Below are 16,659 nucleotides of genomic sequence, written 5' to 3'. Positions count from 1 at the left end.
AGAAACCGATATATAATATAACTAATTAATGAGGTGAGGAAATGAATTTAGTTACAAATCTGTACAGTGCTCTTGCCCAGGGAACATTGTGGGGAGTTATGGCACTGGGTGTTTATATTACTTTCAGAATTTTGGACATCGCAGATTTATCCTGTGATGGAACATTTGCCCTTGGAGGATGTATTAGCGCCATCTTTATTACTAGAGGTGTAAATCCGTTTTTGACACTGCTAATTGCACTTGTCGCAGGAATGGCAGCTGGATGGGTGACAGGTATTCTTCATACTAAACTTATGATTCCGGCAATTCTTGCAGGTATCTTGACAATGATTGCTTTATGGTCTGTCAATATTCGTATTATGGGAGGGCCAAATGTTTCACTACTTGGAGAAGATACAGCATTTACAAAAGTGATGAGTGCTTTTGGATTTGATCAGACATTGTCAACATTACTTGTTGGAGTTGTTATTGGAGTGATTGTGATTATCGCATTATACTGGTTTTTTGGTACAGAAATTGGATGTGCACTTCGTGCAACAGGAAATAATGAATACATGGTTCGTGCGTTAGGTGGAAATACAGATACGTCAAAAGTGCTAGGTCTTGTTATTTCCAATGGACTGATTTCTGTTTCTGGTGCTTTGGTAGCTCAAAATCAGGGATATGGAGATGTAAAAATGGGAACCGGTTCCATTGTGATTGGTTTGGCTTCGATTGTGATTGGAGAAGTTGTTTTTGGAAAACGTTTTAATTTTGCCTATATTCTAGCATCATTGATCGGTGGTTCCATCATTTATCGTATGATCATTTCTCTCGTACTGCATTTTGGATTAAGTACAGATGATATGAAACTGTTTACGGCAATTGTAGTAGCACTGGCACTTGGTATTCCGGCACTGAAAGCGAAATATTCACAGCGCAGAACACCGGCATAGAAAGAAGGGTTTTAAGATGTTAGATATTAAAAATGTGCATAAAACGTTTAATAAAGGAACGATCAACGAGAAAAAAGCTTTAAATGGAGTGAATCTTCATCTGAATCCAGGAGATTTTGTAACAATTATTGGTGGAAATGGTGCTGGTAAATCAACGACATTAAATATGATTGCCGGAGTTTATCCAATTGACCAGGGAACAATTACTTTGGATGGAAAAGATATTTCAGATCTCCCGGAATATAAAAGAGCTTATATGTTAGGAAGAGTTTTTCAGGATCCAATGCGCGGAACCGCTGCCGGAATGGAGATTCAGGAAAATATGGCAATGGCAAATCGTCGTGGAAAACATAGAGGATTAAGCTGGGGTATTACAAGAAAAGAAAAACAGGAATTTAAAGAAAAATTATCTGTTTTAGGTCTTGGATTAGAAGATCGTATGACTTCAAAAGTAGGACTTCTTTCTGGCGGACAAAGACAGGCACTGACGCTGTTAATGGCAACTCTTCGCAAACCAAGTCTTCTTCTTTTGGATGAGCACACTGCAGCACTAGATCCGAAGACAGCAAAAAAAGTACTGGATATCACAGAAAAGATTGTTGCCAGAGATCAGTTGACGACATTGATGGTTACTCACAATATGAAAGATGCGATTCATATAGGAAATCGTTTAATTATGATGAACGAGGGAAAAGTTATTTATGATGTTCGCGGAGAAGAAAAGAAAAATTTAAAGGTTGCAGATCTTTTGAAAAAATTTGAAGAAGTTAGTGGAGAAGATTTTGCAAATGACCGTATGTTATTGTCATAAAATTTAGTATATGGATTGAAATATAGCAGGAGTTTCCTGCTATATTTTTTGATGTGCGCCTAGCGGCGCACGTTTCTAAAATGAAATTACCTATGGTATGGCAGGAATTATAGAAAGCCGAAATGGTGGGGATTATAAAGATATTTGGTGCAATAAGAAAAATTATGAAAGACTAGATCAGTATTTAAATGCTGGTTCTAAGGCAGTTTGTGAAGTATTGCCACAGGCATTGGTTACCCTACATTTGGAAACATCGGATGTTGAGAAGTATACAAAAATTATGGAAGCATGGGAAAAAGGGGATGTCGATTATGATGTTCTTGGATCTTCTTACTATCCATTTTGGGGAAATACTTTAGATGGATTAAGACAGATACAAAATCTTGCTGCAAAGAAAGGTAAATTGTTTGCAGTACTTGAAACAAGTTGGGTGAACAGTTTACAAGATGCAGATGGAACTCCAAACTCTATTGGATCACTTAATAGTGATTTAAAACAGACGTATACCGTTGGGCCACAGGGACAGGTTGATGAGTTGACCGGTATGTATAAAGTTCTGACATCACAAGACAACGGACTTGGTGCCTTTTACTGGGAGCCAGGCTGGATTCCAGTAAAAGCAGGATGGAATAACTGGGAATATAATAAAAAGATGGCAGATCAATATGGAACAGGATGGGCTTCGAAAGGCGCAGTTGGATATGCTCCAGATGATGAAATGTATTATAATGGAAAAGAAGCATGAGGTGGTTCCAGTTGGGATAACCAGGGATTATTTGATGATCTTGGATATCCATTACAATCTATGAAGTTTTACAAAGAGGCATCGTCTAAAGAAAAAGAGCAGACAACATTGATTACGTTTTGCGATAGTAATGGAAAAGAACTTAAGGGAACAACAAGAAAGATTGTAAAAGTAAAACTTGGAGAAAAAACAACGGTAACTTTGCCGAATATAGAAGGATACGAACCTGCAGATCATAATTATGAAGTATCGATTCAGGGACAAACAAGTGGTGTAGTTTGTAAGAAAATTACTTATCGTTCAGATAAGATGGAGACTATTGTCTTAAATTTCTGTGATAAAAATGGAAAAAAACTTGTAAAAGATCAGACTGTTGAAGTAGAAGTTGGAGAGGAACAGAAAGTAGAACTTCCAAAAATTTCTGGATATTTACCACCGGATAATCAATATACAATTACAGTTTCTGGAATGAAAAATGGAACAAGTGTAAAGAAAATTGTTTATACGAAAATACCTCAGGGAACAGCAATAAAATATGGTTATCGTGTTAAAGTTACAAGCAAAAAATATGCTCTTTATAAAGATTTTAGCTGGAAAAAAGCAAATATAAATCCATATAATAATACTTATGCTGCAAAATATCAGTATCATCATGAAAATGGAACAACCTATTTGTCTTTATACACACTCAAAGGAAAATGGGTCGGATATATTGATGTGAAGGCAACAAAGAAACTAGGTGCTATAAATACCCCGGCACAGGGAAAAGCAATTCGTTATGGCAAAAATGTAAAAATTATATCAAAGAAATATACACTTTATAAAAACTTTGACTGGAAAAAAGCGAGCACAAATCCATATAAGAAAACATATAAAGCAAAGTATCAATATAAACATGAAAATGGAACAACCTATCTTGCGTTATATACGAAAAATGGAAAATTCGTTGGGTATATTAACAGAAAAGCAGCAAAAGTTATAAAATAACAAGAAATTTTAAAAAATACTTGACTTTTTGTAAAAAAAGTTCATAATAGATAGAGGTGGCTGTCAAAAAGCCCCTCTATTTATTTGAAATGGCTCCATGGTCAAGAGGTTAAGACGTGACCCTCTCAAGGTCGAGTCACGGGTTCGATTCCCGTTGGAGTCATAAGCCTTAAACATCGATGCGGTGTTTAAGGCTTTTTTAGTTTTATAGTAAAAGTGGTCATACAACCAGGTGTACTTTCTGCCCATATAGAGCCATGATGAGCTTGTACAATTGCTTTTGTAATCGTTAATCCAATTCCGGATCCGCCGCTTTTTCTTTGGCGTGACTGATCAGCCCTGTAGAACCGTTCAAAAATGTAAGGAAGATCTTTGGATGAGATTCCGATGCCATTATCAGAAATTTTTATCAATACATCGGATGCTGTTTCTTCAATTACCCACAAAATGCTGCCATTGGGTTCGGTATATTTAATAGCATTGGAGAGGAGATTAGAAAGAACTTGTGAAAAAAAAGATGAATCAACAAAAAGAAAACTATGACTTCCTCTGATGGAACAAGAAATTTGTTTTTCAAAAAGCTGACTTTCAAAAGCCTGACATGTTTTTTCGATCATGGATTTTATATCGGTAAGCTTTGGAGAGAGTTTTAGATTTTCTTTTTCAATATTTTGTAATTGATCTAATCGTTTTATGATGGTGCAGATTCTTAATAATTCCTGATAACAGGTGTTCAGTCGTTTTGGAGTGACCTCCCAAATTCCGTCTGCCATTAATTCTAGATAGGAAGATACATTGGTGAGAGGAGTTCGCAGCTCATGTGCCATATCAGTGACAAGGCGTTTGCGAAGAGCTTCTTGATTTTCTAAGAATTGGGCCATTCGATTGACAGAGGTTGTAAGATGTTTTAATTCTAGTGTTGGGACATTAGAATTGATTCGTATTTCGTAAGTACCATCTGCAATCTTTTGCGTTGTTTCAATGACTTTTTCTATTGGAGATGCTAGAAATTTTGAGAGAAACCATCCTGCTATTCCCGCAGCGATCATTGCAGCAATTCCGAGAAAAATTAAACATAAATTTAATGAGTGTAAAAATTGAAAATCATATTCGTTCATAGAATATGGTGTATAATATCGGATTTCAGAATATCCAATTATTTTTCCGTGAGAGGTGATAGAATAACGATATTTTTTAAAACCTCCATGATTTAGATAGCTTTTTTCTTTCATTTGTTTTGAAATTTTTCCCATAATCTGATGACATAAGGTCATATCATGATGCTGCGCATCCCAAATGACTTTATTCTTTGTATCATATACTTTAATAATATATCCTTCCTTTAAAGCATACATTCCGTATCCATGAATATAATCCTGGTTCCATTGATTATTTTTTGGATTATATTGATGAGAAATCCCAATGGAGATAGTATCAGCAGTTTCTTTTTGTTGTAGTTGTAGATGATTTTTGTATTGTCTTCCAATTCCGGCATTGGCAATAATGAAGATTAGAAAAATAATCAAAAATGTAATGAGTGAAAATCCAAAAGCAAAAACAGTACTTAATTTTTTATTCATAATTTCCTCCAAGGCGATATCCAATTCCATGAATGGTATAAATATATTTTGGATGTTTAGGATCATCACCGAGCTTTTTTCTTAGGTTTTTTATATGGGTATCAACGGAACGTTCGAAACCTTCATAATATTCGTCGAAAGCAATATGAAGCAATTCTTCTCTCGTAAAAGTTTTCTTTTGATTTTGAATCATAGAAGATAAAATACGCCATTCAATTGGAGTTAAGGAAATAGGTGCATTGTATAAGACTACTTCTCTTGTTTCACAATTAATGCAAAGTTCTTTGTATTGAAAAAGTTTTTTTTCTTTTGTTTTAGAAAAACGTCGATAAATGGCTTCGACTCTTGCCAGCAATTGTTTTAGACTAAATGGTTTTGTTACGTAATCATCTGCTCCAAGCCGAAGTCCTGTAACAACATCATCTTCTTGCGCCTTTGCAGTCAACATTAAAATTGGAACATTTGAGATAGAGCGCAGGGAAGAACAAATTTCCTCTCCGCTCATACCAGAAAGCATCAGATCAAGGATGACAAAATCAATTGATTTGGAATGGAATAAATCCAGAGCATCTTTTCCATTTGATGCAGTCTGTACTTGATAACCATTGGCAGTGAAATAAGCATTAATTGTATCACGGATCATTTCTTCATCATCAACAACTAAAATAGAACATTTTTTTTCCATAAAGTTTTCTCTCCTATCTTGTTTTTTTTATTATGTAAAATCAAAAGAAAGATGTCAAATAATTTTTAATCAGTTATAGTGATCGTTCCGGTGATCATGCCCATCCAACAGGTATAGGTAATGGTTCCGGTTTCCTTTGGTGTAAATTTAATAGTATTTTCCCCGGGTTCCAGCACTTTTTCAATGTTATAGTTATCAATGAGAATGGTTTTATTACAACCGTTGATTGTCTGCTCAGAAGCTTGAATTTTCCAAATAACAGGGGTTCCTGCTTTTACAGTAATATTTGGATAGCTTCCGGCGGAAAGTGTGGAATGAATTATTTGGGAAGTCTTTTCTCCTGCTTTTTTTTCTGCATGTGTTGAGCGGCTGGAAGTTGCTTTTTTTTCTAGTCTTATAGAAGACATTCCGGAGAGATTTGTTCCTTGAGTCAACATAGCAATTCCCATAACAATGATAAGGATGGATCCAGCGTGCATCATTTTAGATGTAAATTTATGTCCAAGAACGGAAATCATACTTCCAAATCCAAGCATGAAAGGCAAAGTTCCAAGGCTAAAAAAGAACATGGAGAGAGCACCATAAAGTGGATGACAAGTTGCAATAGCTACGATTTGCATGGATTGAAGAGGACCGCAAGGCATAAAGCCGTTAAGCAGTCCAACAAAAAAAGGACGATGTTTCTTTTGATTTTTAAAAAGCTGAAATTTTGGAATAAAAGAAATTTTTTTGCAAAAATTTGGCATAAGATCTAGTATGCGTAGTCCCATTAGTATCATAATTAATCCTGCAATGATTTTTATGGTTCCCTGAAAAAAAACGGAAACGGAAGGATTGATTTCTTTTCCAAAAATCATTCCGATAAGCCCAAGAAAGCCGCCGATTGTGCTATAAGAAAGAACACGTCCGATATTATAAAAGAGTGTTGCAGAAAAAATATCCATTTTCTTGTTGGTTGTTTGTTTGGAAGATGGAAGGCATTGGAAAAGATTGATACCGCCACACATAGCAACACAATGCAAAGAAGTTGCAAGACCAATCAAAAATAGCATTCCAAAACTCATATTGTTTTGCGCAAGTGTCCTTGGAACAAGGTAGTTTAAAATTTGGCTTTTTTTCAGAAAAATAGTAAGAAGCAAAATAAAAGCGATGGTTTTAAGAAAATTTTTTGTTTGTTGTGTAGATTCCATTTTATTTTCTGTGGCATGGTAGCCAAGAGATTTTATACAGGATGTGATCTGGTTCCAAGAAATTTGATCACGATGGAAGGTAATGGTTGCGGTGTTTGTTTTATAAGATATAGAAATTTTTATAATTCCAGGCAAACGTTCCAGATTTTTTTTGATAATGGAAGGGCACTGTGAACAATGCATGCCGGTAATATAAAAGTGTTTTGTGATTTTCATAAAAAATTCCTCCTGAAAATGATATTATAGGATAGTATAATAAAAAGATTTGTGATTTTTGTGAGGATTTGTCTTTCTTGACATCATTTTTGTCTTCGGTATAATAAAAACAAGAAGAGAATGTAAAAAGCAGGAGAAGGAAAAATGAAATTTGAATTAGATGTACATACGCATACAATTGCAAGCGGACATGCTTATGCAACAGTCCATGAGATGGCAAAGGCAGCAGCAGATCATGGACTTCAATTGCTTGGAATTACAGAGCATGCAGCAGGAATCCCAGGAACATGTGACGAAATTTATTTTCATAATCTGAAGGTCTTACCAAGACAAATGTACGGGATTGAGTTAATGTTTGGCTCTGAGATTAATATTATTGATTATCAAGGAAAATTGAGTATGGAAGAAAACCTGATAGAGCGTTGCCTGGATATTCGAATTGCAGGAATTCATCTTCCATGTTATGAAATTGGAAGTGTGAGTCAGAACACAAATGCTTATGTTAAAGCAATTGAAAATCCACAAATTGATATTATTAGCCATCCAGACGATGCAAGAATTCCGATTGATTATGAGACAATCGTTGATGCAGCAAAGGAAAACCATACACTACTGGAAGTAAATAATAGCTCTCTTGACAGTCTTTCTTCCAGAGTTGGAGCGTGGGAGAATCTTCAGATAATGCTTGCTTTGTGTAAGGAAAAGAAGGTTCCGGTAATTGCTAATACAGATTCTCATTTTACAGATACGGTAGGAATTTTTGACCACGTAAAAGTTTTATTTCAGGAATTACAATTTCCAGAAGAACTTGTTGTGAATCGTTCTGTAGATTTATTAAAGAAAATGATTCAAAAACATAGAGTAATGAAAAAAATCGGAAAACAGATTCCGAGAGATCAATAAGAAAAATGGCTGCTATTTATTAACAGCCATTTTTTTGGGCATATATATGTTGAATCAAAATATCTATTATTCTTTTATAAAAAGATATTGGATCGTATGGGTGCTGAAGGTATGTAATTCGTCCATATTTGATAAAAAAGAGTCTGAAGGTGCAAAACGAAGATAACAATGGTCGAAATCACAGGCTGTTTTTGAGGAATGATCGACAAAGGAACCCATGGATTTTGGGAGAATTGTGTCTTCTTTTGGAAGATAAAAATAATCTTTTGGATTTGGATAGTAATGTCGCAGCATATGATTTTTTATCGGAACAATCAAAGATGCAAAATTATTTTCGACCTTCAAAGATATTTCCTTTTTGGTAAAAGTTGCAGAAACTGGAAAAGGATCTGATAATGTTAGGAAAACTTGAAGATAATCACAAGAGCGTTTCACCTGATCCACAGAAAAGTTTCCTTCTTTTAGCGAAGGATAGCATTGTAAAGAGGAAATTTTGAAAAGTCCTTTTAAATCCTCTTCATTATGAAGGAGAATTTTTTCTTTACATGTTGGATCATTTGTTTTCAAAAAATCCTGATAGGTTTTAATGATTTTTTTTCCGGATAAGCGGTCTTTTCTTTGGAAATGAACATATTGTTCAAGGTCTTTTTGGCGAAAGCGCTGAGTGTCGATTAAATGACGGTAGGAACGTAACTTTTGGTAAAAATCTTCATGATGAATCATAGAAAAAGGATCATTCATCTGAAATTCTTTTGCTTTTGCTTTTAGAAAAGGCAAGTCAAAAGTAGTTCCATTAAAACTGATGAGAGTATCATAAGAATTGCAGTAAGCAAAAAAGTCAGTAAGAATCTGTTTTTGTGAAAATCCGTCTTCATTAAACCATTGTTTTATCAGTCCATGATCATCCAAACATCCAATCAAAGTAATAGCGGAAACTTCGGGACTTAAACCCGTTGTTTCAATGTCAAAAAATAATCTACGTTCGTTGTTCTTTTTCATAAAATTCTCCTGTTTTTTGATGATAAAAAATGCTATGAAAAGTATAATCTTTTTGCATTTTTTTTGCAATCACTAGGAAGAGGGAGAACATATGTGTTATAATAGCAAAATAAAATAGCAGGAGGTTTTATTTTGATTTCATATATAAAAGGAATATTGGCCCAGGTAAATTCAAATGGAATTGTTTTGGAAAATCAAGGAATCGGATATCGTCTGATGATGCCGGTTCGTATGGAGCATTTTCCAAAGATCGGTCAGGAAATGAAAGTATTTACGCATATGCATGTAAGGGAAGATGATATCAGCCTTTTTGGTTTTCGAAGCCAGGAAGAGCTGGAGACATTTGAACTTCTGATCGGAGTTAACGGAATTGGACCAAAGGTTGCGCTTTCTGTTTTATCAACATTGACCGTATATGAATTAAAAATTGCAGTGATGAGCGAAGATGTTAAGACAATTTCTTCTACCCCGGGACTTGGACCAAAAGGGGCTAAGAAATTAATTCTCGAATTAAAAGATAAACTTTCCTTTGAAGAAATGGAAGAAGAGACTTCATCTAATGAGTTGTTTATGTCACCTTCAAATGGGGAAGATGCAATTCTTATTACAATTGAAGGATTGGAAAGTCTTGGATATTCGAAAACAGAAGCTGCAATTGCTGTAAAAAAAGTAGAAAATGCAGATTCTTATACACCGGAGGAGCTTTTAAAGCTTGCTTTAAAAAATATCATGATATAAAGGGGTAATTATGCTAGATCGAATGATTTCCACAGAACTTGTGGAAGAGGATATTACAATTGAAAATCATTTGCGGCCGCAGAAATTGGACGATTATATCGGGCAGGAAAAGGTAAAGCAAAATCTTAAGATCTTTATCGAAGCTGCAAAAAGCCGTGGAGAATCACTGGATCATGTGTTGTTTTATGGGCCGCCTGGACTTGGAAAAACGACACTTGCTGGTATTGTTGCGAATGAAATGGGTGTTCATCTAAAAGTAACGAGTGGACCTGCGATTGAAAAGCCAGGAGAGATTGCGGCACTTTTAAACAATCTTCAGGAAGGAGATGTTTTATTTATTGATGAAATTCACCGATTAAATCGACAGGTGGAAGAAGTGCTTTATCCGGCAATGGAGGATTATGCTATCGATATTCTTGTTGGAAAAGGGCAGGCGGCTCGTTCTATTCGATTAGAATTACCAAAGTTTACTTTGGTAGGAGCAACGACAAGAGCTGGAATGCTTACAGCACCGTTAAGAGATCGTTTTGGTGTTGTAAATCGCCTGGAATTTTACAATAGCAAGGAACTTCAAACAATTATTGAACATTCTGCGCAAGTGTTGGAAATTGAGATTGATGAGGATGGTGCATTGGAAATTGCAAGAAGATCCAGAGGGACGCCAAGACTTGCCAACCGGCTTTTAAAAAGAGTTCGAGATTTTGCACAAGTACAATATGAAGGGAAAATTACATTAGAAGTAGCGGTGGATGCACTGGATCGTCTGGATGTGGATAGACTCGGACTGGATCGGACAGATCGGCAGTTGCTCCATACAATGATGGATACATTTGGAGGAAGACCAGTGGGGCTTGATACACTGGCAGCAGCAGTAGGAGAAGATTCCGGCACGATTGAAGATGTTTATGAGCCATATTTGATTCAGAATGGACTTATTCAGCGTACGCCAAGAGGAAGAATGGTGACAAAACATGCTTATGAACATTTCGGAGTGCCATTTCCGGAGGATGAAAATGAAAAATAGACAAGTAGAGGTATTAGCACCGGCGGGTTCGATGGAATGTTTGAAAGCAGCAATTTTAAATGGAGCAGATGCTGTTTATTTAGGCGGAGATATGTTTGGTGCAAGAGCTTATGCAGGAAATTTTAATAAAGAAGAACTTTGTGAAGCGATTGCTTATGCCCATCTTTTTGGAAAAAAAATTTTTCTGACGATTAATACACTTGTGAAAGAAAAAGAACTTGGAGAACTTGTAGGTTTTCTTATGCCATATTATGAGAAAGGGCTGGATGCCGTAATTATTCAGGATCTCGGTGTTCTGCGCACAGTTCGGAAGCATTTCCCAGATCTTGAGATTCATGCAAGTACACAGATGACCATCACAGATATTTATGGTGCAAGATTTGCAAAGAAAATGGGAGCAAAACGAGTGGTTCCTGCAAGAGAATTGTCATTGAAAGAAATTCAGGCAATTAAGGAAGATACAGGGCTTGATATGGAGTGTTTTGTTCATGGAGCACTTTGTTATTGCTATTCTGGACAGTGCTTTATGAGTAGTCTTCTTGGTGGGAGAAGTGGAAATCGTGGAAGATGCGCTGGGACGTGCAGACTTCCATTTACATTAAAAGGTCAAAAAGGATCAAAAAATGCATATCCGTTAAGTCTTAGAGATCTTTGTACAATCAAGGATCTTCCGCAGATTCTTGATCATGGAGTAGATTCTTTAAAAATTGAGGGAAGGATGAAAGGCCCTCGATATGTCGGAGAAGTTACAAGAATTTACCGAAAATATGTAGATCTTTATCTTTCTGGGCAACCATATTATATAGAAGAAAAAGATCAAAAAATATTGCTGGAACTTTTTAATCGTGGAAATTTTACAGATGGATATTATAAACAATATCATGGGAAACAAATGATGAGTATGGAACGGCCAGACCATCAAGGAATGTTTGTTGGAAAAATAAAGAAAATTAATAAAGGTACATTAACTTTTGTTGCAAAAGAAGATCTTCATAAAGGAGATATTTTAGAAATAAGGATTTCTGGAGCGCAAAAGATAGAACTGACAAGCCCAGGCAATTGGAAAAAGGGAAGCAGTGTAACTTTGAATGGACAGAAAATGAAAAAACTTTCCGTTGGAATGTCCATTATGCGAATGAAAAATGAGAAACTTGTAGAACAAATTGACCAACATTTGAAAGAAAAAAAGAAAGAAATTCTTAAGGGAAAAGTTATACTTTTGGAAGGAAAGTGTGCTAAACTCGTGGTGAATAACGATAAGATATCTGCACAGGCAGAAGGACCAATCATTGAAAAAGCACAAAATCGCGGAGCCGATGAAGAGCAGATAAACAAGCAGCTTCGAAAGACGGGAGAAACACATTATCAATTTGATCAGCTGGAAATTGTGATGGATTCAAATGTTTTTGTTCCAGGTTCCGTATTAAAGAAACTTCGACGAGAAGCATTTTTGGCGCTAGATCAGAAGAAAATTCATCAGTATGAACGACAGTATCATTTTGCAGAAAGAACACAAGAAGTTATGAAGTTGAAAAAAACGGCAAAGAAATGTCCGAAATTGGTTGTTTCTATGGAGGATTTAAAATATTTGAACCTTGCAGTAGAAAATTCAGAGATAGAAGATGTTTATCTTGCGTTTTCAGAACTTTTAAAAGAGTCAAAACCAGAAAGTATTATGAAAAAAATTGCAGACAGTGGGAAGAATGGTTATATCATGCTTCCACAGATTGCAAGACAAAAACAAATTCAGGCAATGGAAGCCTATCAGGATCTTTTAGGAAATAAATATGTCAAAGGTTTACTTGTACGAAACCTTTCAGAACTGGAATGGTTGATAGAGCATCAGATAGAAAAAGAATTTATTCTTGATTATATGTTATATGCATATAACAAGGAAGCGATAAAAGAATATCAACAGTTTTTGAAAGGTCCTTTTAGAATCACGTATCCAGAGGAATTAAATCGCAAGGAAATGGAAGATCTTGATCTTCATGATGGGGAATTGTGGTTGTACGGATATCTTCCACTGATGGTTTCTGCACAATGTGTGAAAAATAATCTTTGTGGATGTGACCAAAAAGAGGGATGGATGACTTTAACGGATCGATATCAAAAAGAATTTTTTGTTCATAACCGTTGTGGTGACTGCATCAATGAGATTTATAATGGACAGCCAATTTGGATTGGAAATGAAGAAGATTTCATGGATGATTTAAAACCGGGATCTTATCGTATTCATTTTACAAAAGAAACATTACAGGAGGCGCAAGATATTTTAAAGGCGGCACAGGAAGTACAGAAAGGAAAGAAAAGTTCTCTCGCTTGTGAATTTACAAAAGGACATTTGAAGCGAGGAGTTTTGTAGGAGTAACTATGATACAGATTATATCAGTCATTGCGAAATATTTAATTCTTATTATGTGTCTGGTTTATACATTGTCATGTTTTACAATGTTCCGACCCAAAAATAAGAAAAGAAGAAATGATCTTTTGGATAATCAGGTCATTTATATGTTTATTTTCTTATTTTTATGCAATGCAGTTTTATTTTTAAAAACATTTGAGTTGAAGATTTTGATCTTTTTTGCAGCGCAAGTTGTATTTTTTGAAGTATTGATGATTGTATTTCCCAAAATTTATAAAAAAGCATCGAGGCTTTTGATTAACAATACTTGTTTTTTGCTTGGGGTTGGCTTTGTGATTCTTACAAGACTTTCTTTTGATCTCGCCTTACGACAATTTGCAATTGCAGCGATTGGAGTAACAATCACAAGTGTGATTCCGTTGATGATGCATAAAATCACGATCTGGGATAAACTTGGATGGCTTTACGCCATTGCAGGTTTTGCACTGCTTGCTTCGGTTTTTGTTATTGGTGTTCAAAAAAATGGATCTTATAACTGGGTTAGAATTGGAAGTTTTGCTTTTCAACCATCTGAATTTGTAAAAATTTTATTTGTTTTCTTTTCGGCAGCCATGCTGAGCAAGGCAAAAGAATTTAAAGACCTTGTGAAGATTACGATCATTGCGACATTTTATGTTATGGTACTTGTGGTAGAGAAAGATCTTGGAGGAGCACTTTTGTATTTTATCATTTATTTGATGATGTTCTATGTTGCGACGGCAAGAGTTACCTATTTACTTGGTGGATTGGCGGCAGGATCATTGGCAGCAGTCATTGCTTATCATCTGTTTGCCCATGTTCGTGTTCGTGTTGCCGTATGGAAAGATCCATTTTCTATGATTGAAGGAAGAGGAATGCAAGTATGTCAATCGCTTTTTGCTATTGGAACAGGAAGCTGGTTTGGACTTGGGCTTGGAAATGGCCGTCCATTTGATATTCCAGTACGGGAATCTGACTTTATTTTTTCTGTAATTAGTGAGGAATTTGGTGTGATTTTCGGAATCTGTCTGATTTTTGTTCTGATTAGTTGTTTTATTTTGTTTATGGATATTTCTACAAGAAGCAAGAAGCTATTTAATAAATTGCTGTGTCTCGGATTTGGAGTATGTTTTTTATTTCAGGTATTTTTAAGTATCGGAGGAGTTACAAAATTCATTCCGTCGACCGGGGTTACCATTCCGTTAGTAAGTTATGGAGGTACTTCCGTTTTCAGTACTCTGATTATTTTAAATATGATTCAGGGATTACACATGTTAGCAGATAGTGAGGAAGAAGAATATGAGCATATTAAAGAGCACGAAACAGGAAGAAGCAAAGACACAAAACTTTATAAAAAGAAAAAATAAAACTGGAAGCCGGCAAAAGAAAAAAAGAGCGAATCGACAAATTTTGCAAATTACGTATATGTTTGTTTTTCTTTTTCTTGGCTTGATTGGCTATATTGTATATTTTGTTGCGGTGGAAAGTAAAGATGTGATTACCGATGCCCATAATCGTCGTCTTCAACAGCTAGAAAAGACGGTGAGTCGTGGAAAGATTATTAGCAGTGATGGAAAAACATTAGCGCAGACGATTACAGAAAATGGAAAAGAAGAACGTGATTATCCATATGGCAGAATGTTTGCACATGTTGTCGGATATAATGATAAAGGAAAATCAGGATTAGAGGCAAAATATAATTTTGATCTTCTTCGTTCAGATGCTAATATTTTTTCTCAGATTTCTTGTAATTTAAGTGGAGAAAAGACTCCTGGAGATAATGTATATACGACACTAAATACGAAGGTTCAAAAAGCAGCTTATGATGCACTCCAAGGAAAAAAAGGTGCTGTTGTTGCAATGGATCCTTCTACTGGAAAAATTTATGCGATGGTATCAAAGCCAGATTTTAGACCAGGAAAGGTAGAAGAAAACTGGTCTGAGTTAAATAACAGTAGCAGTTCGCTTTTATTAAACCGTGCAACACAAGGACTTTATCCGCCAGGATCGACGTTTAAAGTTGTTACAGCCTTAGAATTTATGAGGGAACATAAAGATTATAAAAAGTTTCGTTATCATTGTAATGGACATACAACAGTCGGAGATCTTAAAATTCATTGTTATGGAGGGGAAGCTCATGGAACGGTTGGCCTTGAAGGAGCATTGGCAAAATCTTGTAATACAGCCTTTGTTCATATTGCACAGACATTAAATAAAGATAAATTTGCAAACCTTGCAAAGGATCTAATGTTCGATTCTACAGTACCGATAAATCTTCTGGCAAGTAAGAGTCGTTTTTCTTTTAATAAAAATTCTGGAATTAATGAGTTGGCTCATACAGCAATTGGACAAGGACAAACATTGATTACCCCGCTTCAGAATGCGGTTGTTATGAGTACGATTGCCAATGATGGAGTAATGATGCAGCCATATTTGGTAGATCAGGTAAAAAATGTAGATGGTGGTGTTATTAAGACAACAAAGACGGAACAAATATCACAGCCGCTTGAGAAGGCAGAATGTGAGACATTAAAGAAAATGCTTCGAAAAGTGGTTACTAAAGGAACGGGAACGAGAGCAAATTCATCGGAATATCAAGTGTATGGAAAAACCGGATCTGCAGAATATAATAGTGAAAAAGATTCTCATGCATGGTTTATCGGATGTGCAGAAAAAAATGGAAAAAAGATTGTCGTTAGTGTTCTTGTGGAAAATGGTGGTTCTGGAGGAAAAGTAGCCGCACCGATTGCGAATAAAGTCTTTCACGCATTCTTCCGTTGATCCATTGAAAAAGTGTATTATCAGTTGAAATCGTTGCTTAATCACGATATAATATTTTCAAAGAGAGACACACAAGGAAAAATGCAGGTTGAAACTTGCATACCAAAGAGTCACAAAAAGATTTTTTGGTTATCCGGAAACAGGAGGTTGTAATGACACAAGCAACGAGCTGTGGTGGTGTCGTAATATTTAGAGGGAAGATTCTACTGTTGTATAAGAGCTATCGAAATCGTTATGACGGCTGGGTGCTTCCAAAAGGTACTGTTGAGAAAGGAGAGACGCATGAACAGACGGCTCTCCGGGAAGTGAAGGAAGAGACAGATGCAGATGCAGAGATTGTAAAATATGTTGGGAAGAGCGAATATTCCTTTTATTCTTTTCACGAACAGATTGTTAAAAATGTTCACTGGTATTTGATGGAGTCTAAAAATTATCACTCCCGTCCGCAGAAAGAGGAATTTTTTGTGGACTCAGGGTACTACAAATTTCACGAGGCCTACCACTTACTGAAATTTCCAAATGAAAGGGAAATTTTGAAAGAAGCATATGATGAATATAAAAAATTAAAAGCTTCGAATCAATGGGGAAGTAAATAAGGTAGAGGAGAAGGACCAAAAAATTGGTCCTTTTTACGTATAAAATAAAAATGGAAAGACTAAACTGTATCATAAGATATGAGGAG

General features: G+C 35.6%; 15 protein-coding genes and 1 tRNA gene. 12 read left to right on the top strand and 4 right to left on the bottom strand.

From position 1 onward, the window contains the following. Nucleotides 1–41 precede the first annotated feature (41 nt). The 5 genes from KQI71_RS00455 (at nt 42) to KQI71_RS00440 (ending at nt 3,641) form a co-directional block, all read left to right on the top strand. Nucleotides 42–935: an ABC transporter permease gene (locus KQI71_RS00455; protein ID WP_216433011.1), complete on the top strand. Its 894-nt coding sequence runs from the start codon at nt 42–44 to the stop codon at nt 933–935. 16 nt (nt 936–951) lie between these two features. Next, entirely contained in the window at nt 952–1,746 is a 795-nt protein-coding gene (locus KQI71_RS00450) for an ABC transporter ATP-binding protein (RefSeq protein ID WP_216433009.1), read from the top strand. 85 nt (nt 1,747–1,831) lie between these two features. Next, nucleotides 1,832–2,491: a glycosyl hydrolase 53 family protein gene (locus KQI71_RS12310; RefSeq protein WP_330655210.1), complete on the top strand. Its 660-nt coding sequence runs from the start codon at nt 1,832–1,834 to the stop codon at nt 2,489–2,491. Between the two features lie 60 nt (nt 2,492–2,551). Further along, on the top strand, nt 2,552–3,478 hold the full coding sequence (locus KQI71_RS12305) for a hypothetical protein (RefSeq protein ID WP_253287860.1): 927 nt from the start codon (nt 2,552–2,554) through the stop codon (nt 3,476–3,478). Nucleotides 3,479–3,569: 91 nt separating this feature from the next. Further along, nucleotides 3,570–3,641 (top strand) — tRNA-Glu (locus KQI71_RS00440). Nucleotides 3,642–3,666: 25 nt separating this feature from the next. On the opposite strand, the gene KQI71_RS00435 is transcribed toward KQI71_RS00440, so the two are convergent. The 3 genes from KQI71_RS00435 to KQI71_RS00425 form a co-directional block, all read right to left on the bottom strand. Further along, the gene (locus KQI71_RS00435; RefSeq protein WP_216433007.1) at nt 3,667–5,058 is read right to left on the bottom strand and encodes a HAMP domain-containing sensor histidine kinase; all 1,392 of its coding nucleotides are present in this window, start codon (nt 5,056–5,058) and stop codon (nt 3,667–3,669) included. Further along, nucleotides 5,051–5,743: a response regulator transcription factor gene (locus tag KQI71_RS00430; RefSeq protein ID WP_216433004.1), complete on the bottom strand. Its 693-nt coding sequence runs from the start codon at nt 5,741–5,743 to the stop codon at nt 5,051–5,053. Before KQI71_RS00430 ends, KQI71_RS00435 begins: the two co-directional genes overlap by 8 nt. A 65-nt stretch (nt 5,744–5,808) precedes the next feature. After that, complete coding sequence (locus KQI71_RS00425; RefSeq protein ID WP_216433002.1) at nt 5,809–7,149, bottom strand: urease accessory protein UreH domain-containing protein; 1,341 nt, start codon at nt 7,147–7,149, stop codon at nt 5,809–5,811. Between the two features lie 144 nt (nt 7,150–7,293). Between KQI71_RS00425 and KQI71_RS00420 the strand changes: the two genes are divergently transcribed. Beyond that, nucleotides 7,294–8,052: a phosphatase gene (locus KQI71_RS00420; protein WP_216433000.1), complete on the top strand. Its 759-nt coding sequence runs from the start codon at nt 7,294–7,296 to the stop codon at nt 8,050–8,052. Between the two features lie 66 nt (nt 8,053–8,118). On the opposite strand, the gene KQI71_RS00415 is transcribed toward KQI71_RS00420, so the two are convergent. Next, a complete protein-coding gene (locus KQI71_RS00415; RefSeq protein ID WP_216432998.1) occupies nt 8,119–9,051 on the bottom strand; it encodes a ribonuclease H-like domain-containing protein in 933 nt (310 codons plus the stop codon). 132 nt (nt 9,052–9,183) lie between these two features. Here KQI71_RS00415 and ruvA point away from each other — a divergent pair, with 132 nt between their 5' ends. From ruvA to KQI71_RS00385, 6 genes are all read left to right on the top strand, one after another. Continuing rightward, on the top strand, nt 9,184–9,789 hold the full coding sequence (gene ruvA, locus KQI71_RS00410; protein WP_216432996.1) for a Holliday junction branch migration protein RuvA: 606 nt from the start codon (nt 9,184–9,186) through the stop codon (nt 9,787–9,789). A gap of 10 nt (nt 9,790–9,799) precedes the next feature. After that, entirely contained in the window at nt 9,800–10,813 is a 1,014-nt protein-coding gene (ruvB, locus tag KQI71_RS00405; RefSeq protein WP_216432994.1) for a Holliday junction branch migration DNA helicase RuvB, read from the top strand. Further along, nucleotides 10,803–13,178 carry a U32 family peptidase gene (locus KQI71_RS00400; protein ID WP_253287859.1) on the top strand — a complete coding sequence of 792 codons (2,376 nt, stop codon included), beginning with the start codon at nt 10,803–10,805 and terminating at the stop codon, nt 13,176–13,178. The genes ruvB and KQI71_RS00400 overlap by 11 nt, the downstream gene beginning before the upstream one ends. Before the next feature lie 8 nt (nt 13,179–13,186). Then, nucleotides 13,187–14,563: an FtsW/RodA/SpoVE family cell cycle protein gene (locus KQI71_RS00395; RefSeq protein WP_216432990.1), complete on the top strand. Its 1,377-nt coding sequence runs from the start codon at nt 13,187–13,189 to the stop codon at nt 14,561–14,563. Then, the gene (locus KQI71_RS00390) at nt 14,496–15,977 is read left to right on the top strand and encodes a peptidoglycan D,D-transpeptidase FtsI family protein (RefSeq protein ID WP_216432988.1); all 1,482 of its coding nucleotides are present in this window, start codon (nt 14,496–14,498) and stop codon (nt 15,975–15,977) included. Before KQI71_RS00395 ends, KQI71_RS00390 begins: the two co-directional genes overlap by 68 nt. A gap of 152 nt (nt 15,978–16,129) precedes the next feature. Continuing rightward, nucleotides 16,130–16,573 carry an NUDIX hydrolase gene (locus tag KQI71_RS00385; protein ID WP_216432986.1) on the top strand — a complete coding sequence of 148 codons (444 nt, stop codon included), beginning with the start codon at nt 16,130–16,132 and terminating at the stop codon, nt 16,571–16,573. Nucleotides 16,574–16,659 lie beyond the last annotated feature (86 nt).

The sequence above is a fragment of the Anaerostipes sp. MSJ-23 genome, assembly GCF_018918155.1.
Lineage (GTDB): Bacteria > Bacillota > Clostridia > Lachnospirales > Lachnospiraceae > Anaerostipes.
The sequence above is the reverse complement of the archived record's forward strand: the minus strand, read 5'-3'. Positions and strand labels throughout refer to the sequence as shown.

Bases quoted from the DNA above. Each gene is read 5' to 3' on its own strand.
- KQI71_RS00455 (WP_216433011.1), top strand. From the start codon at position 42: ATGAATTTAGTTACAAATCTGTACAGTGCTCTTGCCCAGGGAACATTG.
- KQI71_RS00450 (WP_216433009.1), top strand. From the start codon at position 952: ATGTTAGATATTAAAAATGTGCATAAAACGTTTAATAAAGGAACGATC.
- KQI71_RS12305 (WP_253287860.1), top strand. From the start codon at position 2,552: ATGAAGTTTTACAAAGAGGCATCGTCTAAAGAAAAAGAGCAGACAACA.
- KQI71_RS00435 (WP_216433007.1), bottom strand. From the start codon at position 5,058: ATGAATAAAAAATTAAGTACTGTTTTTGCTTTTGGATTTTCACTCATT.
- KQI71_RS00430 (WP_216433004.1), bottom strand. From the start codon at position 5,743: ATGGAAAAAAAATGTTCTATTTTAGTTGTTGATGATGAAGAAATGATC.
- KQI71_RS00425 (WP_216433002.1), bottom strand. From the start codon at position 7,149: ATGAAAATCACAAAACACTTTTATATTACCGGCATGCATTGTTCACAG.
- KQI71_RS00420 (WP_216433000.1), top strand. From the start codon at position 7,294: ATGAAATTTGAATTAGATGTACATACGCATACAATTGCAAGCGGACAT.
- KQI71_RS00415 (WP_216432998.1), bottom strand. From the start codon at position 9,051: ATGAAAAAGAACAACGAACGTAGATTATTTTTTGACATTGAAACAACG.
- ruvB (WP_216432994.1), top strand. From the start codon at position 9,800: ATGCTAGATCGAATGATTTCCACAGAACTTGTGGAAGAGGATATTACA.
- KQI71_RS00400 (WP_253287859.1), top strand. From the start codon at position 10,803: ATGAAAAATAGACAAGTAGAGGTATTAGCACCGGCGGGTTCGATGGAA.
- KQI71_RS00395 (WP_216432990.1), top strand. From the start codon at position 13,187: ATGATACAGATTATATCAGTCATTGCGAAATATTTAATTCTTATTATG.
- KQI71_RS00390 (WP_216432988.1), top strand. From the start codon at position 14,496: ATGAGCATATTAAAGAGCACGAAACAGGAAGAAGCAAAGACACAAAAC.
- KQI71_RS00385 (WP_216432986.1), top strand. From the start codon at position 16,130: ATGACACAAGCAACGAGCTGTGGTGGTGTCGTAATATTTAGAGGGAAG.